Source organism: Streptomyces sp. NPDC085932, assembly GCF_044540525.1.
GTDB classification, from domain to species: domain Bacteria; phylum Actinomycetota; class Actinomycetes; order Streptomycetales; family Streptomycetaceae; genus Streptomyces; species Streptomyces levis.
This window is the reverse complement of the sequence record NZ_JBITSJ010000003.1, coordinates 843004-868870: the sequence shown is the minus strand read 5'-3', so window position 1 is coordinate 868870 and position 25867 is coordinate 843004. Positions and strand designations below refer to the sequence as shown.

Annotated in this window: 26 protein-coding genes and 1 pseudogene; 11 read left to right on the top strand and 16 right to left on the bottom strand. The window is 72.0% G+C overall.

Features of this window, described 5'->3' with window-relative positions; all coding sequences use genetic code 11:
• Window positions 1-5 precede the first annotated feature (5 nt).
• Together ACIGAQ_RS20080 and ACIGAQ_RS20075 are read right to left on the bottom strand one after the other, a co-directional pair.
• Window positions 6-842, bottom strand: coding sequence for an LAGLIDADG family homing endonuclease (locus ACIGAQ_RS20080; protein WP_399784517.1), 837 nt, complete (start codon window positions 840-842; stop codon window positions 6-8).
• Between the two features lie 144 nt (window positions 843-986).
• Window positions 987-1763: an SDR family NAD(P)-dependent oxidoreductase gene (locus tag ACIGAQ_RS20075; RefSeq protein WP_399784514.1), complete on the bottom strand. Its 777-nt coding sequence runs from the start codon at window positions 1761-1763 to the stop codon at window positions 987-989.
• Window positions 1764-1881: 118 nt separating this feature from the next.
• Here ACIGAQ_RS20075 and ACIGAQ_RS20070 point away from each other — a divergent pair, with 118 nt between their 5' ends.
• Window positions 1882-2316 carry a nuclear transport factor 2 family protein gene (locus ACIGAQ_RS20070; RefSeq protein ID WP_311688015.1) on the top strand — a complete coding sequence of 145 codons (435 nt, stop codon included), beginning with the start codon at window positions 1882-1884 and terminating at the stop codon, window positions 2314-2316.
• 24 nt (window positions 2317-2340) lie between these two features.
• On the opposite strand, the gene ACIGAQ_RS20065 is transcribed toward ACIGAQ_RS20070, so the two are convergent.
• On the bottom strand, window positions 2341-2676 hold the full coding sequence (locus tag ACIGAQ_RS20065; RefSeq protein WP_311688016.1) for a YnfA family protein: 336 nt from the start codon (window positions 2674-2676) through the stop codon (window positions 2341-2343).
• A gap of 42 nt (window positions 2677-2718) precedes the next feature.
• Window positions 2719-3126 carry a helix-turn-helix domain-containing protein gene (locus tag ACIGAQ_RS20060; RefSeq protein WP_311688017.1) on the bottom strand — a complete coding sequence of 136 codons (408 nt, stop codon included), beginning with the start codon at window positions 3124-3126 and terminating at the stop codon, window positions 2719-2721.
• Window positions 3127-3250: 124 nt separating this feature from the next.
• Between ACIGAQ_RS20060 and ACIGAQ_RS20055 the strand changes: the two genes are divergently transcribed.
• The gene (locus ACIGAQ_RS20055) at window positions 3251-4141 is read left to right on the top strand and encodes an NADP-dependent oxidoreductase (RefSeq protein ID WP_399784510.1); all 891 of its coding nucleotides are present in this window, start codon (window positions 3251-3253) and stop codon (window positions 4139-4141) included.
• A 243-nt stretch (window positions 4142-4384) separates the two neighbouring features.
• On the opposite strand, the gene ACIGAQ_RS20050 is transcribed toward ACIGAQ_RS20055, so the two are convergent.
• Window positions 4385-5209, bottom strand: coding sequence for a DUF6597 domain-containing transcriptional factor (locus ACIGAQ_RS20050; RefSeq protein WP_399784507.1), 825 nt, complete (start codon window positions 5207-5209; stop codon window positions 4385-4387).
• A 62-nt stretch (window positions 5210-5271) separates the two neighbouring features.
• Between ACIGAQ_RS20050 and ACIGAQ_RS20045 the strand changes: the two genes are divergently transcribed.
• From ACIGAQ_RS20045 to ACIGAQ_RS20025, 5 genes are all read left to right on the top strand, one after another.
• Window positions 5272-5874: a TIGR03086 family metal-binding protein gene (locus ACIGAQ_RS20045; protein ID WP_399784504.1), complete on the top strand. Its 603-nt coding sequence runs from the start codon at window positions 5272-5274 to the stop codon at window positions 5872-5874.
• Between the two features lie 52 nt (window positions 5875-5926).
• Entirely contained in the window at window positions 5927-7003 is a 1077-nt protein-coding gene (locus tag ACIGAQ_RS20040; RefSeq protein ID WP_399784501.1) for an LLM class flavin-dependent oxidoreductase, read from the top strand.
• A gap of 127 nt (window positions 7004-7130) precedes the next feature.
• Window positions 7131-7853 (top strand): response regulator transcription factor, encoded by a 723-nt coding sequence (locus tag ACIGAQ_RS20035; protein WP_362276607.1) that lies wholly within the window; start codon window positions 7131-7133, stop codon window positions 7851-7853.
• Entirely contained in the window at window positions 7854-9287 is a 1434-nt protein-coding gene (locus ACIGAQ_RS20030; RefSeq protein ID WP_399784497.1) for an ATP-binding protein, read from the top strand.
• Between the two features lie 145 nt (window positions 9288-9432).
• Window positions 9433-10698 carry an ArgE/DapE family deacylase gene (locus ACIGAQ_RS20025; RefSeq protein WP_399784494.1) on the top strand — a complete coding sequence of 422 codons (1266 nt, stop codon included), beginning with the start codon at window positions 9433-9435 and terminating at the stop codon, window positions 10696-10698.
• A gap of 22 nt (window positions 10699-10720) precedes the next feature.
• On the opposite strand, the gene ACIGAQ_RS20020 is transcribed toward ACIGAQ_RS20025, so the two are convergent.
• Window positions 10721-11521: a GNAT family N-acetyltransferase gene (locus ACIGAQ_RS20020; RefSeq protein WP_399784491.1), complete on the bottom strand. Its 801-nt coding sequence runs from the start codon at window positions 11519-11521 to the stop codon at window positions 10721-10723.
• A gap of 227 nt (window positions 11522-11748) precedes the next feature.
• Between ACIGAQ_RS20020 and ACIGAQ_RS20015 the strand changes: the two genes are divergently transcribed.
• Entirely contained in the window at window positions 11749-13161 is a 1413-nt protein-coding gene (locus tag ACIGAQ_RS20015; protein WP_362276618.1) for a condensation domain-containing protein, read from the top strand.
• A gap of 21 nt (window positions 13162-13182) precedes the next feature.
• On the opposite strand, the gene ccsB is transcribed toward ACIGAQ_RS20015, so the two are convergent.
• The 7 genes from ccsB to hemL all read right to left on the bottom strand — a co-directional run bounded on the left by ccsB (window position 13183) and on the right by hemL (window position 20968).
• Entirely contained in the window at window positions 13183-14262 is a 1080-nt protein-coding gene (ccsB, locus tag ACIGAQ_RS20010) for a c-type cytochrome biogenesis protein CcsB (RefSeq protein WP_311688027.1), read from the bottom strand.
• Entirely contained in the window at window positions 14259-15989 is a 1731-nt protein-coding gene (locus ACIGAQ_RS20005) for a cytochrome c biogenesis protein ResB (RefSeq protein ID WP_311688028.1), read from the bottom strand. The genes ccsB and ACIGAQ_RS20005 overlap by 4 nt, the downstream gene beginning before the upstream one ends.
• Window positions 15990-15992: 3 nt before the next feature.
• On the bottom strand, window positions 15993-16766 hold the full coding sequence (locus tag ACIGAQ_RS20000) for a cytochrome c biogenesis CcdA family protein (protein ID WP_399784487.1): 774 nt from the start codon (window positions 16764-16766) through the stop codon (window positions 15993-15995).
• Window position 16767: 1 nt separating this feature from the next.
• A complete protein-coding gene (locus ACIGAQ_RS19995; RefSeq protein WP_399784484.1) occupies window positions 16768-17391 on the bottom strand; it encodes a TlpA family protein disulfide reductase in 624 nt (207 codons plus the stop codon).
• Window positions 17392-17457: 66 nt separating this feature from the next.
• Entirely contained in the window at window positions 17458-18756 is a 1299-nt protein-coding gene (locus ACIGAQ_RS19990; RefSeq protein ID WP_362276627.1) for a polysaccharide deacetylase family protein, read from the bottom strand.
• A 158-nt stretch (window positions 18757-18914) separates the two neighbouring features.
• Complete coding sequence (locus ACIGAQ_RS19985) at window positions 18915-19562, bottom strand: histidine phosphatase family protein (RefSeq protein ID WP_311688064.1); 648 nt, start codon at window positions 19560-19562, stop codon at window positions 18915-18917.
• A gap of 89 nt (window positions 19563-19651) precedes the next feature.
• Window positions 19652-20968 (bottom strand): glutamate-1-semialdehyde 2,1-aminomutase, encoded by a 1317-nt coding sequence (gene hemL, locus ACIGAQ_RS19980; RefSeq protein ID WP_311688031.1) that lies wholly within the window; start codon window positions 20966-20968, stop codon window positions 19652-19654.
• 506 nt (window positions 20969-21474) lie between these two features.
• Between hemL and ACIGAQ_RS19975 the strand changes: the two genes are divergently transcribed.
• Window positions 21475-21912, top strand: a complete 438-nt coding sequence (locus ACIGAQ_RS19975; protein WP_003974483.1) for a hypothetical protein — start codon at window positions 21475-21477, stop codon at window positions 21910-21912.
• A gap of 75 nt (window positions 21913-21987) precedes the next feature.
• Here the strand turns inward: ACIGAQ_RS19975 and ACIGAQ_RS19970 are convergent, their stop codons facing one another.
• A complete protein-coding gene (locus tag ACIGAQ_RS19970; protein WP_399784479.1) occupies window positions 21988-22311 on the bottom strand; it encodes a helix-turn-helix domain-containing protein in 324 nt (107 codons plus the stop codon).
• Window positions 22311-22523 (bottom strand): annotated as a pseudogene (locus ACIGAQ_RS19965) (type II toxin-antitoxin system RelE/ParE family toxin); the annotation flags it as partial. The gene ACIGAQ_RS19970 and the pseudogene ACIGAQ_RS19965, both read right to left, overlap by 1 nt.
• A gap of 90 nt (window positions 22524-22613) precedes the next feature.
• Here ACIGAQ_RS19965 and ACIGAQ_RS19960 point away from each other — a divergent pair.
• Together ACIGAQ_RS19960 and ACIGAQ_RS19955 are read left to right on the top strand one after the other, a co-directional pair.
• Window positions 22614-23507 (top strand): phosphorothioated DNA-binding restriction endonuclease, encoded by an 894-nt coding sequence (locus ACIGAQ_RS19960; RefSeq protein ID WP_399784476.1) that lies wholly within the window; start codon window positions 22614-22616, stop codon window positions 23505-23507.
• A 71-nt stretch (window positions 23508-23578) separates the two neighbouring features.
• The gene (locus tag ACIGAQ_RS19955) at window positions 23579-25069 is read left to right on the top strand and encodes a hypothetical protein (RefSeq protein WP_399784473.1); all 1491 of its coding nucleotides are present in this window, start codon (window positions 23579-23581) and stop codon (window positions 25067-25069) included.
• On the opposite strand, the gene ACIGAQ_RS19950 is transcribed toward ACIGAQ_RS19955, so the two are convergent.
• On the bottom strand, window positions 25044-25790 hold the full coding sequence (locus ACIGAQ_RS19950; protein ID WP_399784470.1) for a MerR family transcriptional regulator: 747 nt from the start codon (window positions 25788-25790) through the stop codon (window positions 25044-25046). The two genes, ACIGAQ_RS19955 and ACIGAQ_RS19950, sit on opposite strands and share 26 nt — an antisense overlap.
• Window positions 25791-25867 lie beyond the last annotated feature (77 nt).

The following is a 25867-nucleotide window of genomic DNA, read 5'->3' as shown; positions in this document are numbered from 1 at the left end:
CTGCCTCATCGCTGGTCGGCCGGCAGCGGAAGCCTCTTGGTCTGCAGACGCCACAGGCGGATGCAGCAGCTCTTCTCGGTCCGGCCCAGTTCCTTGGCGGCCTGGACGTGATCGCCTAGCCGCAGCAGTGCGCGGTCCTCATCGTCTGACCAGCGGCGGCACTCGGGAGCAACCCTCATGTCCGCCGGGCGCATCCATGCCGATAGCGAGGCGGCCGCGAGGTTCTTGCGCTCCAGCGCCAAGCAGTCCTCGTAGTAGAGATCTGCTGCCAGCCTCTGGGCGTTCTCCTTCGTGTAGAGGACGTTGTAGATGCCGTCTCGTGCGTTGCGGCGGAGCGTGCGTTCAGCCCCCGTGACCTGCTCCGCGTAGGAGCACAGAAAGGTACCGATCGCGGTGCTGGCGGTGGTCAAGGAGACGAAGGGCAAGCCTTGCCCGGTGTAGCCCACTGATCCGTCGGCATCGATGATCCCTCGGACGTAGTCGCGGGCTGAGAATGCGCCGGGAGGCGGGGCGATCGTCTGCGACTTGCGGCCGTAGGGAAGGCCGAGGGCGTTGATCGTGGTTCGTGCCTCAAGGGAGCACAGGCGCCAGATCACCGACGTGTGCACAGCACTGAAGTTCGTGGATCGCGTGCGTTCGGTGATGCTGCTGTAATACGGCGTCAGCTCTTGGAACTTGTGCAGAAGGGCGACGTCTCGGGCGTTGATCTCGACGGCCAGACGGCCCCTCTGGCCTGCCCCCTGGGACAGATGCCCGTCCGCCTGTAAGAAGCCGAACATGTACGCGTACTCGGGGACCTTGAGGTCCATGAAGCGGTGAGCACTAGGCTCGCGGTCAGCCACGGGGAAGCCTCTACTTCCTTGTCGGCGAGGCCCTCGGTCGGGATGCCGGTCCCGGCCGGGGGCCGTCGTGTGAACCATGTGGCGCGAGCCTAGATCGGCAGTTCACATGCCGTTCGGGCGATCGAGGATGTTCACCGCTGTGGGTTATGCCTCCCGGTGGACCTTCGTGTTCGAGGCCTGGGCTCGGGGGCGGACCACCAGGAGGTCGATGTTGACGTGGGCGGGGCGGGTGACCGCCCAGGTGATCGTGTCGGCCACGTCGTCGGCGGTGAGGGGGGCGGCGACGCCCTCGTAGACCTTCGCCGCCTTCTCCTCGTCGCCGCCGAAGCGGGTCAGGGCGAACTCGTCCGTCCTGACCATGCCGGGGGCGATCTCGATGACGCGGACCGGCTGTCCGACGATCTCCAGGCGGAGGGTCTCGGCCAGCACGTGGGCGCCGTGCTTGGCGGCGACGTAGCCGGCGCCGCCCTCGTAGGTGGCGTGGCCCGCGGTGGAGGAGACGACCACGACCGTGCCGTCGCCGCTCGCGATCAGCTTGGGCAGCAGGGCCTGGGTGAGGTTGAGCGTGCCGATGACGTTCGTCTCGTACATCTGCCGCCAGTCGGCCGGGTCGCCGGTCGCGACCGGGTCGGCGCCGAGCGCTCCGCCCGCGTTGTTCACCAGGACGCCGATGGTCCGGAAGGCCGTGGCGAACTCGTCGACGGCCGCGCGGTCGGTGACGTCCAGCGGGTAGGCCGTGGCCTGGTGGCCCGCCGCGGTGATCTCCTCGGCCAGGGCCTCGATGCGGTCCTTGCGGCGCGCGGTGAGGACCACGCGGTAGCCCGCGGCGGCGAGTCGGCGTGCCGTGGCGGCGCCGATGCCGCTGCTCGCACCGGTGACGACGGCGATGCGGGAGGCTGCGGGCGGGACGGCGGTGGCCATGGGAGCTCCTCGGGTGGGTGGGCCGGCCGGCTGGTGCGCCGGGCTCGCGGCCAGGATAGAAGGGGCCCGCGGTGGGAGAATGAGGGCGGGTGATCCCCTGTTTCCCTGGAGGTGGATCATGGGTGAGGCACGTGAGGTCATGGACCGGCTCACGGACGCGGTCACCACGCACGCCGATCTGAAGGTCGTCGCCGACCTGTACGCCGAGGACGCGGTCGCCTTCACCCCCGACGAGGGCGAGCTGCGCGGGCGTGACGCCATCGTCGCGTACTGGAGGACGATGACGGAGGCGGTTCCCGACGCGACGTTCCGGACGCTGCACTCCTACGAGGCCGGGGACACGGCCATCGACGAGGGGATCTACAGCGGGCGGAACACGGGGCCGCTGGAGCTGCCGAACGGGGAGACGCTGCCTCCGACGCAGAAGGAGGTGCGGATCCGCGGGGTGGACATCGCCACCGTGAAGGACGGGCGGATCGTGGACTACCGGCTCTACTTCGACGAGATGGACTTCCTGGGGCAGCTGGGTCTGCTGCCCGACGAGCCGTTCTGAGCCCCGCTCGGGGCGGGGCCGCGGTCAGTTCCCTCGTGGGGCGTACATGATGACGGCCATGCCCGCGAGGCAGATCAGCGCGCCCGCGACGTCCCAGCGGTCGGGGCGGTAGCCGTCGGCGACGACGCCCCACAGGAGCGAACCGGCGACGAAGATCCCGCCGTAGGCGGCGAGGACGCGGCCGAAGTGGGCGTCGGGCTGGAAGGTCGCGACGAATCCGTAGGCGCCGAGCGCGAGGACGCCGCCGGCCGCCCAGAGCCAGCCCTTGTGCTCGCGCACGCCCTGCCAGACCAGCCAGGCGCCGCCGATCTCCAGCAGCGCGGCGAGGACGAAGAGGGTGGCGGAGCGCAGCACGGACATGGCGGTCAGCTTCGCATGCCCGGGCGCACGCGGGGCCCGGGGTCAGGCGTCGGCGTTCTCGGCGTCGTAGCGCTCCCGGGCGTCCCTGACCTCGTCGAAGTGGGTCTCCGCCCAGTCCTTCACGGCGGTCAGCAGCAGGGCCAGGTTGCTGCCGAGCGGGGTGAGTTCGTAGTCGACGCGGACGGGGACGGACGGGGTGACGCTGCGGGTGAGGATGCCGTCGCGTTCCAGCGAGCGCAGGGTCTGGGTGAGCATCTTGGGGCTGACGCCGGCGATCTTGCGGCCGAGGTCGCTGTAGCGCAGGGGGCCGGGGGCGAGCGCGGAGACGACGAGGCTGACCCACTTGTCGCTGATGCGGTCCAGGAGCTGGTTGGTGGGGCAGCTCCTGAGGAAGGCGTCGTACTCGACGCGGGCCTGTTCGCGCCGCTGGGCCGCGGTCATGGTCGCCATGGCTCACCTCCGGGGTAGGTACGCACTCCCAGGTAACTACTTACTGCTGGATAGTAACTCTTCCTAGGGTTGCGGTCAGTGGCCGGGAGGAGATCCCGGTACCGACCAGTCAAGGGGAGTCGCTGTGCGTGCGGTCGTGGTGAACGCGTTCGGTGGGCCGGAGGCCGTGGAGGTCGTGCGGACGGAGGTGCCGGAGCCGGGTGCCCGGCAGGTGCGGATCAAGGTGGCGGCGGCCGGGCTGAACCCGGTGGACGCCGGGGTGCGGGCCGGGGTCTTCGGGGGTGCGGGGAAGCGGATCGGGCTGGGCTGGGACGTCGCCGGGAGGGTGGACGCGGTGGGCGTGGCCGGCTCGTGGCGAGTCGGGGACGAGGTGGTGGCGCTCGACTACGGCATGGTCAAGCCGCTGGGCACCCATGCCGAGTACGTCGTCGTGGACACGGACGCCGTGGCGCCGGCGCCGGCCTCGGTGGACGCCGTGCACGCGGCGACGCTGCCGCTGAACGCGCTGACCGCGGCGCAGGCCCTGGACCTGCTGGAGCTGGAGCCGGGGCAGTCGCTGCTGGTGACCGGGGCGGCGGGGGCGGTCGGCGGGTACGCGGTCCGGCTGGCCGCGCACCGGGGCATACCGGTGACCGGGCTGGCCCGGGCGGCGGACGAGGGGTTCGTACGGTCCCTCGGGGCCGGGCATGCCACGGGTGACACGGTCGCGGACCGGGGCTTCGACGCGGTGCTGGACGCCGCGGTGCTCGGTGAGCCGGCCCTGGCGTGGGTGCGCGACGGGGGCCGGTACCTCGGTGTCATCCCGCAGGCCGAGCCGGCCTCGGTGCGGGGGGTGCGGACCGGTGCGGTCGAGGTGAGCGCGGACGGGGCGCGACTGGCGGAGCTGGTGCGGCTGGTCGACGAGGGGGTGCTGGAGACGCGCGTGGCGCAGACGTTCGCCCTGGACGACGCCGCGAAGGCGCATGCGCGGCTGGACGAGGGCGGGCTGCGCGGACGCCTGGTGCTGGTGCCCTGAGCGCACGGCGCGCAGCACGGCCCCTGCCGCCGGGGGCGGGGGCGGGGGCGGCGCGGGGCGCCGCCGAGCGGTCGGGGGCGGTGGGCGTGGGGCATGCGGAGCATGGGCGTGCGGGGCGTCGCAAGGCTGGTGGAGAGGCGGGTCGCCTCCCGGTCCCCACCGGAGTCGCCGCCGAGCGGGCGGGGAGTGCGGTGGTCAGAAGGCTGGGGGAAGGGGCCGGGTCGGTCGGGTCCGTCGGGGCCGTCAGCGTGTTGTGGTCGCCTCCGCCGCGTAGGCCGTCGGGGGGACTCCCACCGTCGCCGTGAAGTCGCGGACCAGGTGGGCCTGGTCGGCGTAGCCGAGGTCGGCGGCGAGGGTGGCCCAGTCGACGTCGGTGCGGGTGCCGGCCTGTTCCAGGGCCTCGTGGATGCGGTAGCGGAGGAGGATCCACTTGGGGCTGACGCCGACCTGGGCCGCGAAGAGCCGTTGCAGTGCCCGTACGGACAGGCCCTGCGCGCGGGCGAAGTCGCTGACGCGGCGCACGGTGCGGTCGGCGCGGATCCGCCGGACCAGGTCGATCGCGAGGTCGGCCTGGGGGTCGGGGGCGCAGGGCAGGGAGAGCAGGAAGGCGTCGAGGGCGGCCACCCGGGCGCGGTCGCCGGCGCCGGTGACGATCGCGCGGATCGTGTCGTCGGTGATCTGCGGGAACACCTCGCGGGCGGGCAGGGCGCGGCCCGTCCACCGGGTCGCCGGTGCCCCGGGCGTGTAGGGCCGGAAGCCGCCCGGGTGGAACTTCACCCCGCAGACCCGGCCCCGGCCGGTCAGTTTCCTGGTGTAGAGCCCGAGGGCGACGCCGGTGACCTCGGCGTAGGGCGGTCCTTCGTCCTCGTCCCACTGGAAGGTCAGGTTGACGGACGGGTGCGGGACGATGTGCGAGGCGTAGGGCGCGGGCAGGTCCCAGTCGATCAGCCAGTACCACTCGACGTACCGGCGCAGCGGCTCGGCGGGCTCGTGGCGGCGGAACCGCACGCGGCTGAGCAGCCCGGACGGGTCGACGATCCCGCGGGTGTCGCGACGGGGTGCCTCCATGGCCGGATCGTACGTCGCGTTTCTTCAAGAAGGGCGGCCCCGGTCCTTTCTACGGTCGGGGCATGGACACGAACCACGTGCGGACGTACGGAATCGGTGAACTGCTGGAGCTGGCCCGGGAGCGGGCGGTGCCGGTGGTGCGGGGCATCGGGGACGGGGTGCTCACGGCTCGCACACCCTGTGCCGAGTACGACGTGAAGGCCCTGGTCAATCACCTGTTCCAGGTGATCGTGCAGTTCCAGCGGCTGGCCGTGAAGGAGGCGGCGGACTTCGGTGAGCCGGCCGACGTGGTCTCCGCGGGCCCCGACTGGCGCGAGCGGCTGGCGCGGGAGGCGGAGCGGCTGGTGGCGGCCTGGTCGGCGCCCGGTGCCGAGCAGGGCACGACCGGCGGGATGGGCATGCCGGCGCGGCTGGTCGGCTCGATGGCACTGCTCGATCTGACGGTGCACGTGTGGGACCTGGCGCGGGCGACGGGCCAGGACGACCCGGGTGCCGACGAGGCGGTGGTGGCGGAGCTGGCCGGCGCGGTGGACGAGCTGGCGCCGACGGCCCGGAGGATGGGCGTCTTCGGGGAGCCGGTGCCCGAGGCCGAGGGCGCGTCGGCGTTCGAGCGGCTGCTGGCGCGCACGGGCAGGAATCCGGCCTGGGAACAATCCGGGGTGTGACGGCGCTCTCCAGGTATGGTTGAACAGTAAACAACCTGGAGGGTGAGCGACCATGCAGTTCGGGATCTTCAGCGTCGGGGACGTCACCCCCGACCCGACCACCGGCCGGACGCCGACCGAGCGCGAGCGGATCAAGGCCATGGTCGCGATCGCGCTGAAGGCCGAGGAGGTGGGCCTGGACGTCTTCGCGACGGGGGAGCACCACAACCCGCCGTTCGTGCCGTCCTCCCCGACCACGATGCTCGGCTACATCGCCGCCCGTACCGAGCGCCTGATCCTGTCCACGGCCACCACCCTCATCACCACCAACGACCCGGTGAAGATCGCCGAGGACTACGCGATGCTCCAGCACCTGGCCGACGGCCGGGTGGACCTGATGATGGGCCGCGGCAACACCGGGCCGGTCTACCCCTGGTTCGGGCAGGACATCCGCCAGGGCATCAACCTCGCCCTGGAGAACTACGCCCTGCTGCGGCGGCTGTGGCGCGAGGACGTCGTGGACTGGGAGGGGACGTTCCGCACCCCGCTGCAGGGCTTCACCTCCACGCCCCGCCCGCTGGACGGCGTGCCGCCGTTCGTCTGGCACGGCTCGATCCGCTCCCCGGAGATCGCCGAGCAGGCCGCCTTCTACGGCGACGGCTTCTTCCACAACAACATCTTCTGGCCGGCCGACCACACCAGGCGCATGGTCGAGCTGTACCGGGAGCGCTACGCGCACCACGGCCACGGCACGCCCGAGCAGGCGATCGTCGGGCTCGGCGGGCACGTGTTCATGCGCCGGAACGCGCAGGACGCGGTGCGCGAGTTCCGCCCGTACTTCGACGTCGCACCCGTCTACGGGCACGGGCCCTCGCTGGAGGACTTCATGGACCAGACGCCGCTGACCGTCGGCTCGCCGCAGCAGGTGATCGAGAAGACGCTGGCCTTCCGCGACTACGCCGGCGACTACCAGCGCCAGCTGTTCCTGATCGACCACGCCGGGCTGCCCCTGAAGACCGTGCTGGAGCAGATCGACCTGCTGGGCGAGGAGGTCGTACCGGTGCTGCGCAAGGAGTTCGCCGTCGGCCGCCCGGCGCACGTGCCGGACGCCCCGACGCACGCCACCCGCCTCGCCGGAACCCGGCGGTGAGGACACGGCGGGCACCGGCGGGCACCCCGCCCGGGGCGCCGTGTCCCCTGGTGAGAGGGCAGTAAGAAGGACGCCCCGGCGCAGCTCATCCGGCCCCGCCGGCCCGGCGGCGGGGCACACTGGACGCGTGCCCCACACCGTGCTGCTCGCCGAAGACGACCGCGCCATCCGCAACGCCCTGGAGCGCGCCCTGACCCTGGAGGGCTACCAGGTCATGGCCGTCGCCGACGGAGTCGAGGCACTGGCGCAGGCCCACCGCCACCGCCCGGACGTCCTCGTCCTGGACGTGATGATGCCCGGCATCGACGGCCTCCAGGTGTGCCGGGTGCTGCGCGCCGAGGGCGACCGCACGCCGGTGCTGATGCTGACGGCGCTCGTGGAGACCGCCGACCGGATCGCGGGGCTGGACGCGGGCGCCGACGACTACGTGGTGAAGCCCTTCGACGTGGAGGAGGTCTTCGCCCGGCTGCGGGCCCTGCTGCGCCGCACCAGCCCGGTCGCCGCCGTGAGCGCCCCCGCGCCCGCCGAGGCACCCCGGCCGGTGCCCGAGCGGTTCGTCGAGGCCGCCGGCATCCGCATGGACCCGCAGGCCCGCCGCGCCTGGCGGGGCGCGCGCGAGCTGGAGCTGACCCGCACCGAGTTCGAACTGCTCGAACTGCTGGTCCGCAACGCGGGCATCGTCCTGGACCACTCCATGATCTACGACCGCATCTGGGGCTACGACTTCGGTCCCGGCTCGAAGAACCTCGCCGTCTACGTCGGCTATCTGCGCCGCAAGCTCGACGAGCCGGACGCGCCGCAGCTGATCCACACGGTGCGCGGCGTGGGTTACGTGCTGCGGGAGGACTGAGTGCGCCGCCCCGGCCGCCCGGGCCGGCTGCCGGCCGGACGCCGGCCGAAGCTGGTCTCGCTGCGCACCACCTTCGCGGTGTCGTTCGCGGCGGTGACGGCGGCCGTGACGATCCTGGTCGGCATCCTGTCCTACAGCGCGGCCGCGCGGCTGGTGCGGGTCGACCAGCAGACCGTCTTCGACGAGGTCGTGCAGGACCTGCGGGACGAGGTCAGCGAGAACCGGATGACGCCCGGCGACTTCTCCTCCGCCTCGCCGGGCCACGACCTGGTGCGGCCCGCCCGCACGGACGTGCAGGTGCTGGGCCCGGACGGGCGGATCGTCGACCCGGGCAGCCCGGGGCTGCCGGTCGTCCGGGCCGACGTACGGATCGCCGCGGCGGCCGACTCCGGCCGGGTGGTGCAGCACAAGGACGTCGACGTCGGCGACGACGTCTACCGCGTCGCGACCGTCTCCCTCGGCGACGGCCGGGGGGCCGTGCAGGTCGCGCAGGAGTTCAGCGATGTCGAGGACCTGCTGCGGGCACTGCAGCGGCGCACGCTCGTGCTGGTGGCCGCGGTGGTGCTCGGCGCCGGGCTGTTCGGCTGGTGGCTGGCGAGGCGGATCACCCGCCGGCTGGTCGTCCTCACCGACGCCGCCGAGGACGTCGCCCGCACCCGCCGCCTCGGCATCCAGGTGCCCGTGGCCGGACACGACGAGGTCGGGCGGCTGGGCCGGGCCTTCGACCGCATGCTGGGCCGGCTCGCCCAGTCCGAGGAGGACCAGCGCCGCCTGGTCCAGGACGCAGGCCACGAGCTGCGGACGCCGCTGACCTCCCTGCGCACCAACATCTCCCTGCTGCGCCGCATCGACGAACTCCCGCCCGCCACCCGCGAGGAACTGGTCGCCGACCTCGGGCAGGAGGCCCGTGAGCTGACCGACCTGGTCAACGAGCTCGTCGACCTCGCGGCCGGGCAGTCCGACAGCGAACCGCCGCGCAGGGTGGACCTCGCCGACCTCGCGGAGGAGGTCGCGGCCCTCGCCCGGCGCCGCAGCGGCCGGCGGATCCTGCTGCGCGCCGCCGGCGACACCACGACCGACGGGCGGCCCGGGATGCTGACCCGGGCGCTGTCCAACCTCGTCGAGAACGCCGTCAAGTTCGACCAGGGCGGCACGGCCCCCATCGAGATCGTCGTCGCCGGGCCCGCCCGGCCCGGCGCGATCCGCGTCGAGGTCCTCGACCGGGGCCCCGGCATCGCCGACGGCGACCTGGACCGCGTCTTCGACCGCTTCTACCGCGCCGCCGACGCCCGTTCCCTGCCGGGTTCCGGCCTGGGCCTGTCCATCGTGCGGGAGGTGGCCCTCGCGCACGGAGGCGCGCCGTTCGCCCTGCGCAGGGACGGAGGCGGAACGGTGATCGGCTTCACGGTCGGCGGCGGCATCCCGGAAGCCTGACCTCCACCACTCCGCCACGGCCGCCGGGCCCTCGCCGGCCGCACGGCCGTTTCCCCGCACGGGTGTTCATGGAGGGCCCCGGCTGAGCAGATATCCGGGGCGGGGCCGTGAGCGTCGCGGCCCGGGCGAGGGGAGGACCGGCAGCGTGCTGAGTGACGAGGAGGCCGCCGCCCTGGCGGAGATCGACGAGGCGGCCCTGGCGCGGACCCTCCAGGAGCTCATAGCCGTGCCCAGCGTGACCGGCAGCGCCGCGGAATCGGAGCTGCAGCACCAACTGGCGGGCCGGCTGGAGTGGCTGGGCCTGGAGACCGACCTGTGGTCGATGGACCTGCCCGCCCTGCGGGCCCACCCGGACTTCCCGGGCACGGAGGCGCCCCGCGACGAGGCATGGGGCCTGGTCGGCACCACACCCGACGGCGGCGACGGGCCCACCCTCATCCTCCAGGGCCACGTCGACGTCGTCCCGCCCGGCGACCGCAGCGCCTGGGACGGCGACCCGTTCGTGCCCCGGGTGACCGGGGACGTCGTGCACGGGCGCGGCGCCTGCGACATGAAGGCCGGCATCGCCGCGCACCTCGCCGCGCTGGGCGCGATCCGCGCGGCCGGGATCCGCCTGCGCGGCCGGGTCGCCGCGCACTTCGTCGTCGGCGAGGAGGACGGCGGCCTCGGCGCCTTCGGCACCCTGCGACGCGGCCACCGCGGCGACGCCTGCGTCATCGCCGAACCCACCGCGGGCACCCTGATCACCGCCAACGCCGGCGCCCTGACCTTCCGCGTCACCGTGCCGGGCCGGGCCGCCCACGCCAGTTCCCGCGAGCGGGGCGTGAGCGCGATCGACGCGTACCTGCCGTTGCACCGGGCCCTGGCCCGCCTGGAGACCGTACGCAACGCCGGCCCCGACCCGCTGCTGGCCGAATACCCCATCCCCTACGCCCTGTCCGTCGGCACGGTGCGCTCCGGGGACTGGGCGAGCAGCGTCCCCGACCTGCTGGTCGCCGAGGGCCGGCTCGGCGTGCGCCTCGACGAGGACCCGGCCGACGCGCGCCGCGCCCTGGAGGAGTGCGTGACCGAGGCCTGCGCGGCCGACCCGTGGCTGCGCGACCACCCCCCGGCCGTGACCTGGCCCGGCGGCCAGTTCGCCCCCGGCCGCCTGCCCGACGGCCACCCCCTGCCCGGCGTCCTGCGCGGCGCCTGGTCCGACACGGCCGGCGGCCCCGCCCTGCGCGAACGCGGCGCGACCTACGGCAGCGACCTGCGCCTGTACACCGCCGCCGGCATCCCCACGCTGCAGTTCGGTCCGGGCGACATCCAGGTGGCGCACAGCGCGGGGGAGCGGGTGTCACTGCGGGAGACGGTGGCGGTGGCCCGGGCGCTGGTGGTGGGGGTGCTGCGGACGGTGGGGACGAAGTGAGCGGCCCGGTACGGGCCGGCCGCTACCCCCTGAGCCCGTAGAACCGGATCGGTGAGTTCGGCTCGAAGCCGATGCGGGGGTACACCGGGGCGCCCGCCGCCGTGGCGTGCAGGGTGGCGCGGGTCAGGCCGGTGGCCCGGAAACCCTCGTGGAGGGCCTTGCGGGTCACGGCCTCCCCGTAGCCGCGGCGTTCCCAGGCCGGGTCGGTGGCCACGAGGATGACGAAAAGGCGCCCTTGGGCCGCCACGGTGGCGGCGCAGGTGACGGGGACGCCGTCGCGCAGGCCGAGGTAGGCGTGCACCTCGCGCTTCCAGAGGGCGGAGCCGGCGAGGCCGTCGCGGCCGTCCTCCGGCGGGAAGCCGTAGGCCCGTGAGTTGAGGTCCGCGTAGGCCCGCAGCCCCTCGTCGTCGGTGACGCGGGCGAACGTCAGGTCGGGATGGGCCGGTTCGGGCAGGGACGGCAGGTCGGCGGCCATGCCGGTGCCCGGGAAGGCGTACGCGAGCCCGGCGGCGTCGGCGGCCTCGTCGAGTCCGGCACGGGCCGGCTCGTCGAGGAGGTCCTCGAAGACCCACAGGAACCCGGGCCGCTCCTTGGCGCGCATCACCCGTGCCGCCTCGTCGAGCCGCTGCTTCGTCAGCCCGGCGTCGGCGCCGACGTCCGTCAGCGTGAGGCAGTTCCAGAACGCGAACCGGCAGTCGGCCCACCGCACGGCGATCCCCGGCAGGTCGCGGACGTCCGAGCGCGGGTCACGGTCGAGCACCATGGCCCGCCAGACCAGCGCGAGTTGCTCCATCGATTCGACCGAGTCCGCGTGACGGCGCATGAAACCCCCAAGGGTGTCGAAAGGGCGCGAGCCGCACGGACAGTACACGCTCGCCACCGCCCGGGGGCGTGTACCGGACAGGCGTCAACCGGGGGCGGCGGCGTGGTCTCGGATCGTCGTTCGAGATGCCATCCGTTCCCCTGAAATACGGCCCCAGGCCGTGTGTCCGGCAGCCGGCTCGCCATTGAGTTGATCGGGTCTGTCCCAACTGCGAACGGAGACGCCCTGTGCGAATGTCTGATATCCAGCGCTGCGAGGTCCGGCCTGGACGACTCGTCGAATGGACGCTCAGTCCGGCGACCGTCGCGACGGCGAAGGCGCTGCCGGAGGACTCCCGGCCGCCCGCCTACATCCAGGAGTCCCACCTGAGGACGGCCCGTTCGGTGCGGGAGGACGGCCTGTTCGTGCCGACCTGGATCGGAGCCGCCTTCGACCTGCCCGGCCGGGCCGACCTCGACGCGCTGGGCGCGGCGCTGCGCGGCTGGACGCTGCGGCACGAGACGCTGCGCAGCGGTTTCCGCTGGGCGGGCGGGCCCGGCGACTCCATCCGCCGCTTCACGCTCGACGCGGACTCCGTGTCCCTGCACCGCGAGGACGTCGGCGACTTCACCGACCCCGCGGCCCTCGCCCAGCACCTCCAGGACCGCTTCGACACCACCGCGGACGCCCTGCGCTGGCCCAACCTCATCTACACGGCGGTCGTCCGGGACGACAGCACCAGCGTGTACATGGCCTTCGACCACAGCAACGTGGACGCGTTCTCGATCTACCGCATCCCGGCCGAGATCCACGAGCTGTACTCCGCCCACCGCAGCGGCCGCACCCCCGACCAGGCCCCGGTCAGCAGCTACGTCGACTTCTGCGAGGCGGAGCGGGCGGACGCGGACCGGATCGACGCCGACCACGAGATCGTCGCCCGCTGGCGGGACTTCATCCAGCGCTGCGACGGACGGCTGCCGAGCTTCCCCGTCGACCTCGGCCTGGAGCCCGGCGACGCGCTGCCCACCCAGAAGCTGATGCGCGAGATGCTCGTGGACGCGGACGCGGCCGCCGCGTTCGAGGCGTACTGCCGCCCCTGCGGCGGCACCCTGGTCGGCCTGCTGGCGGCGACCGCCCTGATCGTCCACGAGATCGGCGGCGAGTCCGTCTACCGCACCGTGGTGCCCTTCCACACCCGGGCGAGGTCGGCGTACTCGGACTCCGTGGGCTGGTACGTCGGCGGCGCGCCGATCGAGGTGCCCGTGGCCCGCACGCCCGACTTCCCCGCCGCGCTGACGACCGTGCGCAACGCGCTGCACGCGGCCCGGCCGCTGGCCCGCATGCCGCTCGCCCGGGTGCTGCGGCTGCTCGGCGCGGACTTCCGGCCGACCTCCCCGGACATGTACTCGATCGTGTCGTACACCGACACCCGCGCGATCCCGGACTCCACGAACTGGACCGAGCGCAACGCCTACGGGCTGATCCGGGTGTCCTACGGCGACCAGGTCTGCGCGTGGGTCACCCGGCTGCACGAGGGGCTGTGGTTCGCGGCCCGCCTTCCCGACACCGACGTCGCGCACAAGAACCTGCGGCTGTACGCCGACCGGCTGCGCGACATCATCCTGTCGGTCGCGGACCGCGCCCCCCACACCAGGCGGTGAGACGCCGGCGGAGTCCCCGCGCTACACGCCCGCGTACGAGTGCAGGCCGGAGACGAACATGTTCACGCCGTAGTAGTTGAACAGCCAGCAGGCGAAGGCGAGCAGGGCCAGGTAGGCGGCCTTGCGGCCCTTCCAGCCGGCCGTGGCGCGGGCGTGCAGGTAACCGGCGTAGGCGACCCAGGTGATGAAGGACCAGGTCTCCTTGGGGTCCCAGCCCCAGTAGCGGCCCCAGGCATCGCCCGCCCAGATGGCGCCCGCGATGATCGTGAACGTCCACAGCGGGAAGACGGCGGCGTTGACGCGGTAGGAGAACTTGTCGAGGGAGGCGGCGGAGGGCAGCCGCTCCAGGACCGAGGTCGCGAAGGTGCCGGGACGGCCGCCGCTCGCCAGCTTGTTCTCGTAGGAGTCCTTGAACAGGTACAGGATCGTGCCGACCGCGCCCACGTAGAAGACCGCGCCGCAGAAGATCGCGGTGGAGACGTGGATGTACAGCCAGTACGAGTGCAGCGCCGGGACCAGCTGGTCGCTCTCCGTGTACAGGACGGTGACCGCGAGGCCCAGGTCGAGCAGGACGGTGGTGGTCAGGAACAGGCCGAGCCAGCGGATGTTCTTCTTCAGCGCCAGCAGCCCGAGGTACACGCCGACGGCGACCGTGGAGAACGTGATGTTGAACTCGTACATGTTGCCCCACGGCGCCCGCTCCACCGAGGCCGCGCGGGCGATGACGCCGCCCAGCTCCAGCAGGAACGCGAGCACGGTGAGGGAGATGGCGATGCGGCCGTACAGGTCGCCCTGCGCGTCACCGCCGTGCGCTCCCGGGCCGTCCGGCACGTCCCGCTGGCCGGCCGCGGCCCGCACGGTGACCTTCGGCCGCTCCAGCACGGCGGTGCCGCCCGCCTGGTTGACGGTGACGGCGGGCGCCTTCTTCGCCTCGGGCTTCGCCGTGAGCGCGGCCGCGGTGCGGGCGACCTTGCTGCGGCTGCCGAAGAGCCATTCGGCGATGTACGCGAAGAAGGCCAGGGTGTAGACGGCCATCGCGGAGTAGATCAGCGTATTGCTGAGGTTGGCCAGGTTCTCGTTGGTCGCGGCGGCGAGCGTCACTGCTTCTCAGCCCCTTCGGCAGGTACGGGGGTCGTGGTGCCCGGCTCCTGGTCGGGGTCGGGGGAATCTGCGGGGTCGGGCGCGGCGGGCGCCTGGTCGTACAGGGTCCCGGCGAGGTCTCCGAGCTCCTCGGGGACCTTCGCGGACTCGCTGCGGCCGAGGCCGGCCATCTCGACGACGGTGACGCCGTCGGCGCCCCGCACCGCGCGGACCCAGACGCGGCGGCGCTGGATGAACAGCGAGCCGGCCAGGCCGAAGATCGCGGCGACGGCGCCGCCCAGGGCCCAGCCGCTGGCGGGCTGCTGGGTGATCTGGAACTGCGCCCACTCCTTGATGTCCTTCTCGAAGGTGATCGAGCCGGCACCGTCGGGCAGCTGCATGGTCTGGCCGGGCCTGAGCAGCTTCTTCAGCAGCTTGCCCTCGGAGTCCTTGAACTCCTTCATGTTCTTCTTGTCGAGCTGGTACACGCTCTGCGGCAGGCCCGAGTCGACGCCCAGGTCGCCGTGGTACGCGTTCAGCGCGAGCACCGGGCTCATCAGCGCCGGGAACTGGGAGACCATCGCACCGCCGTTGTAGGTGGGCACGAAGAAGGCCTGGAAGCCGAGCTGTTCCTTCTCGCCCTTGGCGTTGCGGTAGCCGTCCATGACCTTGACGGCGCCGGAGGAGGTCGCGAAGCCGTCCAGCGGCAGCAGCGGCACCGCGTCGCGGTAGACGACGTCCCCCTTGCCGTCGCGGACGGTGACGACCGGGGCGTAGCCGTGGGCGGCGAGGTAGACCTTGGTGTCGCCGATGGTGAGCGGCTCGTTGACCTTGATGGTCTTGTGCCGGTCCTTGCCGTAGGCGCCTTCGCTGTAGTCGACGGTCGCCTGGTACGTGCGCGGGGTGCCCCGGTTGGGGCCGCTCATCTCGTAGGTGCCCGTGAAGTCCTTCAGGCGGAAGCTGAAGGGGTTCAGGTCGTCCTGGGTGAAGAGGTTGCCGGACTTGAAGTCGTCGTACTGCGTGAGGGTGTTGGAGAAGCCGTCGCCCTCGACGACCAGCTTGAAGCCCTCCGCCTTGAACAACTGGCCCCAGGCGAAGGCGATCAGCATCACGATCAGGGCGAGGTGGAAGACGAGGTTGCCGACCTCGCGCAGATAGCCCTTCTCGGCGGCGACCGCGTCACCGGCGAGGTGCGCGCGGAAGCGGCGCTTCTTCAGCAGGGCCAGCGCGGCCTCGCGGACCTGCTCGGGCTCGGCCGTGGTGCGCCACGTGGTGTGGGCGGGCAGCCGGGTCAGCCGCCTGGGCGCGCCCGGCGGGCGGCCGCGCAGCTGGCCGACGAACTGCCACGTGCGGGGCACGATGCAGCCGATGAGCGAGACGAACAGCAGGATGTAGATCGCGGAGAACCACACCGAGCTGTAGACGTGGAACAGCCCGAGCTTGTCGTAGACGTCGCCGAGGGTGGGGTTGTTCTTGCGGAACTCGGCGACCTTGGTGGCGTCGATGCCGGTCTGCGGGATCAGCGAGCCGGGGATCGCGCCCAGGGAGAGCAGCAACAGCAGCAGCAGCGCGACCCGCATGGAGGTCAGCTGCCGCCAGAACCAGCGGGCCCAGCCGATGACGCCCAGGGACGGCAGGGTGGGCGCCTCCTCCTTGGGGGCGGTGGACAGCTGGGCTCCGGCGTCGCCGAGGTCGGTGTCCTCGGAGCCGCCGGCGGGGGCCGGGTCGGTGGTGCCGGTCTTGCTCATCGATCAGATCCCCACAGTGAAGCCGTTGGACCAGGACTGCATGTCCTGCACGATGACGTCCCAGGCGCCGGTCAGCAGCAGCAGACCGGTGATGATCATCATGCTGCCGCCGATGCGCATCACCCAGACGTAGTGGCGCTTGACCCAGTCGAAGGCGCCCAGCGCCTTGCGGAAGGCGACCGCGGCGAGCACGAACGGCACACCGAGGCCGAGGCAGTACGCCACCGTCAGTATGGCGCCGCGGCCCGCGCTGCCCTGGTTGGAGGAGAGCGCCAGCACGGAGGCGAGCGTGGGGCCGATGCAGGGCGTCCAGCCGATGCCGAACAGCGCGCCCAGCAGCGGCGCCCCGACCAGACCGGTCACCGGCCGCTTGTGGAAGCGGAACTCGCGCTGGGTCATCCAGGGCATCAGCCCCATGAAGAACACGCCCATGAGGATCATGAGCCCGCCCAGGACCTTGGAGAGCACGCCCCGGTTGGCCTGGAGCGTGTCGCCGAAGTAGCCGAACAGCGCCCCGGAGGAGACGAACACGGCGGTGAAGCCGAGCACGAACAGGGAGGCGCCGGCGACCATCCGGCCGCGCCGGGCCTCGGCCAGGTCGGTGCCGGTGACGCCGGTCACGTAGGAGAGGTAGCCGGGGACGAGCGGCAGGACGCAGGGGGAGAAGAAGGAAACCAGTCCGCCGAGCAGCGCGATGGGCAGGGCCGCCAGCAGGGCGCCGTTGAGCACCGTGCCGTTGTAGCCCGTCGCCGCGAGCGTGGTGACTGCGGAGGTCACGTCACTTCTCCGCGAGGACCGGGGCGATCATCTTGCGCAGCTTCTCCTCGCTCAGCGCCTGGAGCGAGCGGGCGGCGATCTTGCCGTCCCGGTCGAAGACGAGCGTGGAGGGGATGGCCTGCGGGTTGAGCGTGCCGCGCTCGAAGCGGAGCATCAGCTTGCCCGTCGGGTCGTACAGGCTCGGGTACGTCACCCCGTAGGTCTTCTCGAAGGCGAGGGCCGGGCCGGTGCTGGTGTCGCGGGTGTTGATGCCGACGAACTGGACGCCCTGGTCCTTCAGGTCCTCGGAGACCTTCTGGAAGCCGGGGGCCTCGGCGCGGCAGGGCGGGCACCACGAGCCCCAGACGTTGACGACGACGACCTTGCCCTTGAAGTCGTCGACGTCCAGCTGCTTGCCGTCGACGGTCTTGCCGGACAGGTCCGGGGCGTCGGCGCGCTCGCCCTTGTCCGCCGTGGCGATGCCGTCCTTGCCCAGGACGAAGTTGGTGTCACCGCCCCCGCCCGACGTCCCGCCGGAGCTGCACGCGGACAGGACCAGCGCCGCAGCCGCGGCACCGGCGGCGAGCAGGGCGGCGCGGCTACGGGTGCGGTTCGAGCACTGGGGGGCGCGGCTGGCGGCACTCATGTGAAAAGTTTCGCATGTCCGTTCCGGGGATCTCGCCCACCCCCCTTGCGGGCGGAAAACCGCATTTCAGGCGGCGTTCGAGGAGGGCGCACCCGATCCCTCGGGAGTCGCCTTCAGGAACTCCCGCCAGCCGCCCGCCGGCTGCTGCCCGACATCGAGGGTCCGCAGCTTCGCCAGCACCTCGGGCCGCTGCGCGTCCATCCAGTCCACGTACTGCCGGAAAGAGACGAGACGCACATCGCCGCCCTTGTCCTTCTCGCGCGCGATGTGCTTGAAGGCCTCCTCGACGGCGTCCATGTAGATGCCGCCGTTCCACTGCTCGAAGTGGTTGCCGATGAAGAGGGGTGCCCGGTTTGTCTTGTATGCCCGCTTGAATCCCTGGATGTACGCCTGGGCCGACTGCTCGCGCCAGCCCGGGTAGTTGTGCGCGGGCGCCTTGGTGGAGTTCAGGGACTGGTTGGCCAGCATGTTGTAGTCCATCGAGAGGACCTCGAAGCGGCGGCCGGGGAAAGGTATCTGCTGCAGCGGCAGGTCCCAGATGCCCTGCCGCTTCACGGGCCACACCTGGCGCCCGCCCGGGGAGGAGGCGTCGTAGCGCCAGCCCAGCTCGCGGGCGGTGGGCAGCAGGTTGTCCTGGCCGAGCAGGCAGGGGGTGCGACCGCCGACGAGCTCCTTGTCGTAGTCGAACGGCAGGGCCGGCAGGTCCGTCCAGCCGGTGTTGGTGCGCCACTCCTTCACGAAGGACTTCGCCTGGTCGATCTCGCTGCGCCACTGCCGGGGCGTCCAGTTCTTGACCGAGCCGTGGGACTCGCCGCAGAAGTGGCCGTTGAAGTGCGTGCCGATCTCGTGGCCCTCCAGCCACGCGCGGCGGATGTTCTTCAGCGTGTCCTTGATGTGCGCGTCGGTGAGGTAGCCGATGTCGGAGGCGCCGCGCGGGTTGTTCGGCGGGTCGTAGAGGCGCTTCTTCGACTCGGGCAGCAGGTACAGCCCGGACAGGAAGAAGGTCATGCTCGCGCCGTGTTCCTTGGCCAGGTCGAGGAAGCGCGGGAAGAGGCCGTTGCCGACCTCGCCGGCGCCGTCCCAGGAGAACACGACGAACTGCGGGGGTGCCTGGCCCGGCTGAAGCGGTTCGGGCTTCGCGGGCTGGTGGGGCTGCTTGCCGGTGTAGGCGGTGGAACCGTCGCCGATCGGGCGGGCGGTGGGCTTGGGCGCGGCGTCGGACCCGCCCTTGCCGGTGTCGCCGCCGGAACCGTCGGCGTGGCTCGCATCGTCCGACCCCGTGAGGCCGGCGCACCCGGCGAGCGAGACAGCGGCGGCGGCTCCCGCGCCGATTGAGAGCATTCCCCTGCGGGAGTAAGGGCGCATGGCTTCCCCGATCCGTCACGTTCTCTGGTGGTCACCCAGTCAGAGGACGTGATGGCCGGGGAGGTTCCGCCCAAATTTGCAGATTCCGTAACGAAAGAGCCAGAAGCGATCGGAAAGGGCCAGAGCCCGTCCGGGGCAGGCAACCCTTGGGAGACCGCCTAGGCGCCGAACGCCTTGTCCTTGCCCTTCACCGGCTTCGCACCCGCGAGGAGATGCGCCGGGACGAGATCGCGGGCCGGTTCGCTGTAGCCGACGGAGACGATCCGGTCGCCCTGGTACGTGAAGGTCGTCAGCGAGGCGAGCGTGCACTGCCGCTTGCGCGGGTCGTGCCACAGCCGCCGCCGCTCGACGTAGGACCGCACGATCCAGATGGGCAGCTGGTGGCTGACCACCACTGCCTCGTGGCCGCGGGCCTTGTCCTTCGCCGCGCCCAGCGCGCTCATCATGCGCACGACCTGGTCCACGTACGGCTCGCCCCAGGACGGCCGGAACGGGTTGACCAGGTGCCGCCAGTTGCCGGGCTTGCGCAGCGCCCCGTCCCCGACACCGAAGGTCTTGCCCTGGAAGATGTTCTCGGCCTCGATCAGCCGCTCGTCCGTGTCGAGATCCAGCCCGTGCGCCTTGGCGATCGGCTCGGCCGTCTCCTGCGCGCGCTCCAGCGGCGAGGCGACGACGTACGTCACGTCCCGCGGGGCCAGGTGCTCGGCGACCCGGTCGGCCATGCGGCGGCCCAGGTCGGAGAGGTGGTAGCCGGGCAGCCGGCCGTAGAGGATGCCGTCCGGGTTGGCGACCTCGCCGTGCCGCATGAGATGGACGACGGTGACGTCCTGGTCGCTCTTGCTGCTGCTCCTGCCGTTCGTACCGCTCTTGTCGCTGCCGGGGTTCGTCGCGTCGCTCATGCCGTCGCCTCCGCCGCCGCACGGGCCGCCGCCGGGAGGGCGTCGGCGATCTTCTGCAGGGCCCGCTCGTCGTGCGCGGTGGACACGAACCAGGACTCGAACGACGACGGCGGCAGGTAGACGCCGTTCGCGAGCAGGGAGTGGAAGAACGCGGTGAAGCGGAAGGACTCCTGCGCCTTGGCGTCCTCGTAATTGCGCACGGGCCGGTCGGTGAAGAACACGGAGAACATGTTGGAGGCGGTCTGCAGCCGGTGCGCGACGCCCTCCTTGGCCAGGGCCTCGGTGACCAGGCCCTGGATCTCCTTCGACACGGCGTCGACCTTCGCGTACGCGGCGTCGTCGAGGAGCCGCAGCTGGGCGAGGCCGGCGGCGGTGGCGACCGGGTTCCCGGAGAGCGTGCCGGCCTGGTAGACGGGCCCGGCCGGGGCGAGGTGCGCCATCACGTCCGCGCGTCCGCCGAAGGCCGCGGCCGGGAAGCCGCCGCCCATCACCTTGCCGAAGGTCATCAGGTCCGGGACCACGCCGTCGATGCCGAACCACCCGGCGCGGCTGGTCCGGAAACCGGTCATGACCTCGTCGGAGATGTAGAGGGCGCCGTTGTCGGAGCAGATGTCCTTCAGGCCCTGGTTGAACCCCTCGGCGGGCGGGACGACGCCCATGTTGCCCGGGGAGGCCTCGGTGATCACGCAGGCGATCTCGCCGGGGTGCGCCCGGAAGGCCTCGCGGACGGCGTCGAGGTCGTTGTAGGGCAGCACGATGGTGTCGCCGGCCTGGGCGCCGGTGACGCCCGGGGTGTCGGGCAGCGCGAAGGTGGCGACGCCGCTGCCGGCCGCGGCGAGCAGCGAGTCGACGTGGCCGTGGTAGCAGCCGGCGAACTTGACCACCTTCGTCCGCTGCGTGAACCCCCGTGCGAGCCGGATCGCGGACATGGTCGCCTCGGTCCCGCTGGAGACCAGCCGCACCTGCTCCAGCGGCGCGACCCGGGCGACCATCTCCTCGGCGAGCGCGACCTCGCCCTCACCGGGCGTGCCGAAGGAGGTGCCCCGGGCGACGGCGTCCTGCACGGCCGCGATCACCTCGGGGTGCGCGTGCCCGAGGATCATGGGGCCCCAGGAACAGACGAGGTCCACGTACTCCCGGCCGTCCGCGTCCGTCAGATACGGGCCCGTCCCGGACACCATGAACCGCGGGGTGCCGCCGACGGCCCGGAAGGCCCGGACCGGGGAGTTCACGCCGCCGGGCGTGACGGCCGCCGCGCGGTCGAACAGAGCCTGCGAGGCCGGTGCTTCATACGGATATGCCAGTTCGCTCATGACCTGCGACTTCTCCGACCTTCTCCGACGTAGTCGGGCTCCGGGTGCCAGTGACCTGTTCAGGGTAGGCCAGGGGGCCGCGGGCGAGGGCGTGGGACAACCGGACCCCGGGCCCCCGTCGTCTGCGAGACTGGGACCTGATACACACAGCTCGACCGGCCCCACGCTGGTCGGAGGCTGCGAAGATCCTGCGGACAGATGTTTCAGCGCACGTTTCGGCGGGCGGCCGTGGGGGAGGTCACTGACACGATGATCGGGTTGCGCGGCGGGGGCGACGCGTTCTGGAAAAGCAGTCGGGTGGAGATATGCATCGCGGTGGCGGACTGGGCGAGGGGACCGATGACCTGGGTCCTCGACGTGCCCGGCGGGGAAGGCACCGGCGCGAAGCGGAGGACACGCAGGAGACACGGCAGGCATCGGGTCGGCCGAGTGAACCGGAGCGCCTCGACGGACGTACTGAACGCCGAGTGGACGATCTTCGGGCCGGGAGCGGGAATGGTGGTCGGGTGGGGGTGACGTACAAGTACTTCGGCGCGCCCGACGGCGCCACCGCGGCCCGCGTCCCGATCTCGATGCGTCCCGAGGAACTCGGCGGCGACGAGCTCGGCATGAACGGCATGTTCACGAAGATCAAGCCGGAGACCATGGCGGCGATGGTCCTGACGGGCATCGAGGGCGTGCCGCTGCACAAGGTCCCGCCGCTGGAGCTGGTCGTCCTGCACCCCGACTACGCGGTCGTCAAACTCCCCATGACGGTCGTCGACCCGCTGCGCGGCATCGGCGAGGAGGCGGTCGGAGCGGCGGCCTTCATCTGGTCGACGGTCCCGGACCGCGGCGGCCCGCGAGACGCGTTCAACGTCTACCAACTCCTCCACGAATGGCAGGACTTCAGCCACCGCCTGCACGAGGCGGGGCACCAGCCGTACTGCCTGGTCTGGCCCTGAGCCGCGCTCCCGAAGGGCACCCACGGTCCGTCGCAGGCGCCCTTCGGGTTACGACCGGGCCCTCCCGCCGACGACTCAGGCGGCGTGCGGCGTGAAGGTGACACGCGAGTCACCTTCGTCGATCGTCAGGCTCAGCGTGCCGTCCAGCGCCTTGGCCAAGCGCCGCAGCAGCGGGAGGGTCGGCACGGTGTCGCCGCCCTCCATCCGGGAGACCTGGGGCTGGGTCATCCCGGCCCGCTCCGCCAGCTCTGCCTGGGACAGCCCCAGCTCGATCCGGCGGTCATAGACCGCCTGCCCGAGATCACCGGCCAGTCGCGCGTCGACGTACTCCTGGTCGTACTCCACCGCCTCACCCGCAAGCTGCCGGGCCCGACGCGTCCGCCATGCGCTGTGATGCATCAACTCTCCTTGCGGCGCTCGTGCGTGTGCTGAGCAGGGCCGTGCTCGGCCTCGCAGACCTTCTGGGCGTGGTGCGCGCGCTCGACTTCCGCCGCTTCACGCATCCTCGTCTTGCGGAAGACCGTCAGCAGCACGATCCGCCGTCCCGGCGCGAGCCAGTACGGGATGCGCACGGCTTCGCCGCCCAACTCGAAGCGCAGTTCTCGTCTCGATCTCCCACCGTTCCGTCATGCAATCGACGGTATATACCTTTGAATGCATACCGCAAGCGCACCGAGCAATGCCATCTACGATCAGCCTTCATGGACTGGCTGGAGCGGATGGCGGCGTTGCGGCAGTGGGCGAGGAACGGGATCCGGGCTCCGCACAAGCCGCTGCTGCTGCTCTACGCCCTCGGCCGGTTTCAGGAGGACGCCGATCGCGGGCTGCGATACACCGCGGTGGAGCAGGACCTGCAGCGGCTGCTCACCGAGTACGGACCGCCTCACAAGACGACTCCGGCCTACCCCTTCCACCACCTCACCAGCGACGGCGTCTGGGAAGTGCGGACGGACCGCGGACCCGGCAGTCCCGGCAGCGGGATACGTGATCTTCGCGAGTCGGGTGCCACCGGGCGGCTCGCCCCGGAGCTGCAAGCGGCTCTGCGGCGCGAACCCGACCTGCTCGGCAGGATCGCGCGTCTGCTGCTCGATCTGCACTTCCCGCCCTCCCTGCACGGGGAACTGTGCGAAGCCGTCGGCCTCGACCTGGAACCGGCGGAGGCCGAGCTGCTCGCGGCGGTGCGCAGGCGGCGGGACCCGCGGATGAGGGAACTCGTCCTGACCGCCTACGAATACCGGTGCGCCTTCTGCGGATACGACGGCAGGATCGGCGCGGTACCGGTCGGCCTCGAAGCCGCCCACGTGCGGTGGTGGGCGTTCGGCGGACCCGACGAGATCGAGAACGGGCTGTGCCTGTGCTCGCTGCACCACAAGCTCTTCGACAAGGGCGTCCTCGGCGTGGGGGACGATCACCGCATCCTGGTCTCGCAGCGCTTCGTCGGTCACAGCGACGCCGCCCGCCGGCACGTCACCGCCCTCGCGGGCCGACCACTGATCGGTCCGCAGCCGGGCACGAGCCCTGTCGCAGCCGAGCACCGCGACTGGCACGCCCGCCAGGTCTTCCACGGAGAACCGCGCCCCACCGCAGCCGTCTGACCCCGGCCGTACAACCTTGCGCACGCCTCACGCGTCATGGGGGCGCCTGTTGTTCAAGACAAGGAGTCCCGTTGCGCAGAGCAGTCACGGCGGTCGCCGTGCTCACCGCTTCCGCCGCTGTCACCCTCACACCGGTGGCCTCGTCCGCCGCCGCGCCCTACAAGGGGGCGAACACGGCCGCCGTGCAGGACGATTTCAACGGTGACGGCTATCGCGATCTGGCCGTCGGGGCTCCGAGTGCCACCAACGGCACGGTACAGGCGGCCGGTTCGGTCGTCGTGCTGTACGGCTCCGCCTCCTCGGTGAGCACCGCCCGCAGGACGGTCATCACCCAGTCGACCACCGGCGTCCCCGGCACCGCCGAGGAGTTCGACCACTTCGGGGCCACGGTGGCCAGCGCCGACCTGGACCGCGACGGCTACGCGGACCTGATCATCGGCGCCCCGGACGAGGACGTGGACGGTGCCGAGTCACGGGGCTCGGTGACCGTGGTGTGGGGCGGGCCGAACGGGCTGAAGGGCGGCGCGAACATCTCCCCTCCGGCCGGCTATGACGAGTACACGTCCTCCTGCGGGTTCGGCTTGTCGCTCGCCGCCGGTGACATGAACGGTGACGGGGCCCCCGAGCTCGGCGTCGCCTCGGACCTCTGTGCCGTCGCTTCCTACAGCGGCCCCTTCAGCCGCACCGGGCAGGCCGCCGAGCGCTACCTGGAATGGCGGCAGAACGTTCGTGGTGTGGTCATGGGCGACGTGAACGGCGACGGCAGGGCCGAGCGCTTCTACCTGGCCGGTCCGAGCGACGACGACGTCCGCGGACCGGTGACCCTCGACACCGGAGCCCCCGACCCGGAGGACACGTCCGTCAACCGGGGCATCGACCTGCCGTACGCCGACGGCTACGCCGGGCAGGTCGGCGACGTCAACGGCGACGGATACGGCGACCTGGTCACCGGCATCCCGGCCGACGACTCCGTCGCCAACGGCTTCACCCCCGCCGCACACCGCGGCGGTGAGATCCAGGTCCTCCACGGCGGCCCCCAGGGCATCACTCCCGCGCAGAAGCCGAAGGTCTTCCACCAGGACACGCCGGGCGTTCCCGGGACTGCGGAGTGGGGCGACCGGTTCGGCCGGTCCCTGAGCGTCGGTGACACCGACGGCGACAGGTACGCCGATGTCCTGGTCGGTTCCCCCGAGGAGGCCGTCGGCTCCCTCGCCTCCGCGGGCACCGCCGTCCTGCTGCGCGGCTCCGCGTCAGGCCTGACCACGGCCAAGGCAGTCGCCTACACCCAGAACACGGCAGGGGTCCCCGGCGCCGCGGAGACCGGCGACTGGTTCGGTACCGCCGTCCACCTCGCCGACCTCACCAAGGACGGCAAGGCCGAGACGGTCGTCGGTGCGCCGACCGAGAACTCCGACGGCTGCGCGTGGGTCGCCCGTGGCTCGGCGTCCGGACCTGTGCTGAACGGCTCGGTCAACCTGTGCGGCAAGAGCGCCGGCATCACCGTGGGCGAGGTGAAGGGCTACTTCGGGGCGGCCCTCACGAGCCCTCACTGGGAGAGCTGACGGCGCCGGAGCCGGCCGAGCCCTCCAGGTAGGCGTGCAACGCCCCCGCACCCCTGATCATCCCTCGGGTGCGAGTCGTCAGGGTTTCGGTGCGGGTGGTGATCGCTGCTCGCAGGGCCTCCGTGCTGCCCTCGCGGCGCAGGTCGTCCAGGATCGGTTTGATCTGGGTGAAGAGGTAGTGGCTGCGGCGCAGGGTGTGGACCAGGCGGGCGTCGCGGACGTCCGGCGGCTCGTACGTGCGGTAGCCCGTGGCGCGTTCGCGGGACGGGGTGAGCAGGCCGGCGGTCTCCCAGACGCGGAGGGCGGACTGGCGGACGCCCAGCAGAGCGGCCACCTCGCCGATGCGCAGGCCGCCGGAGCGGGGGAGGGCGGCCGGGGGCTCCAGGGCCAGCAGTTCCAGGGCCTCGCTCGCCGCCCGCAGGGACACCCGCTCCTCGTGCAGCGCCGCGTGCGCGGCGTCGACCCGGGCGAGCGCGCCCGGGACGTCCCCGTCGTGGACCGCGCGCATGATCGCCGTCGCCGTCATCGGGCCGTAGCCCCGGAGCATCGTCCGGTACGCCAGCAGCGCGCGGCGGTGCACGTCCCCGAAGACGCGGTAGCCGGACGCGGTCCGTGCCGCCGGAGGGAGCACCCCGGCGTCCTCGTAGTTGCGGATCTGCTGCGTCGAGACACCGGCCAGGCGGGCCAGGTCGACGGGGCGGAGGCGGCGGTCGTTCGACATCGATTTGAAGGTTAGGGCAGGAAGAGGTGCGTGCGCACGGCCAAAGTCTCAACAACGGACTTCAATGGAAGACTTGA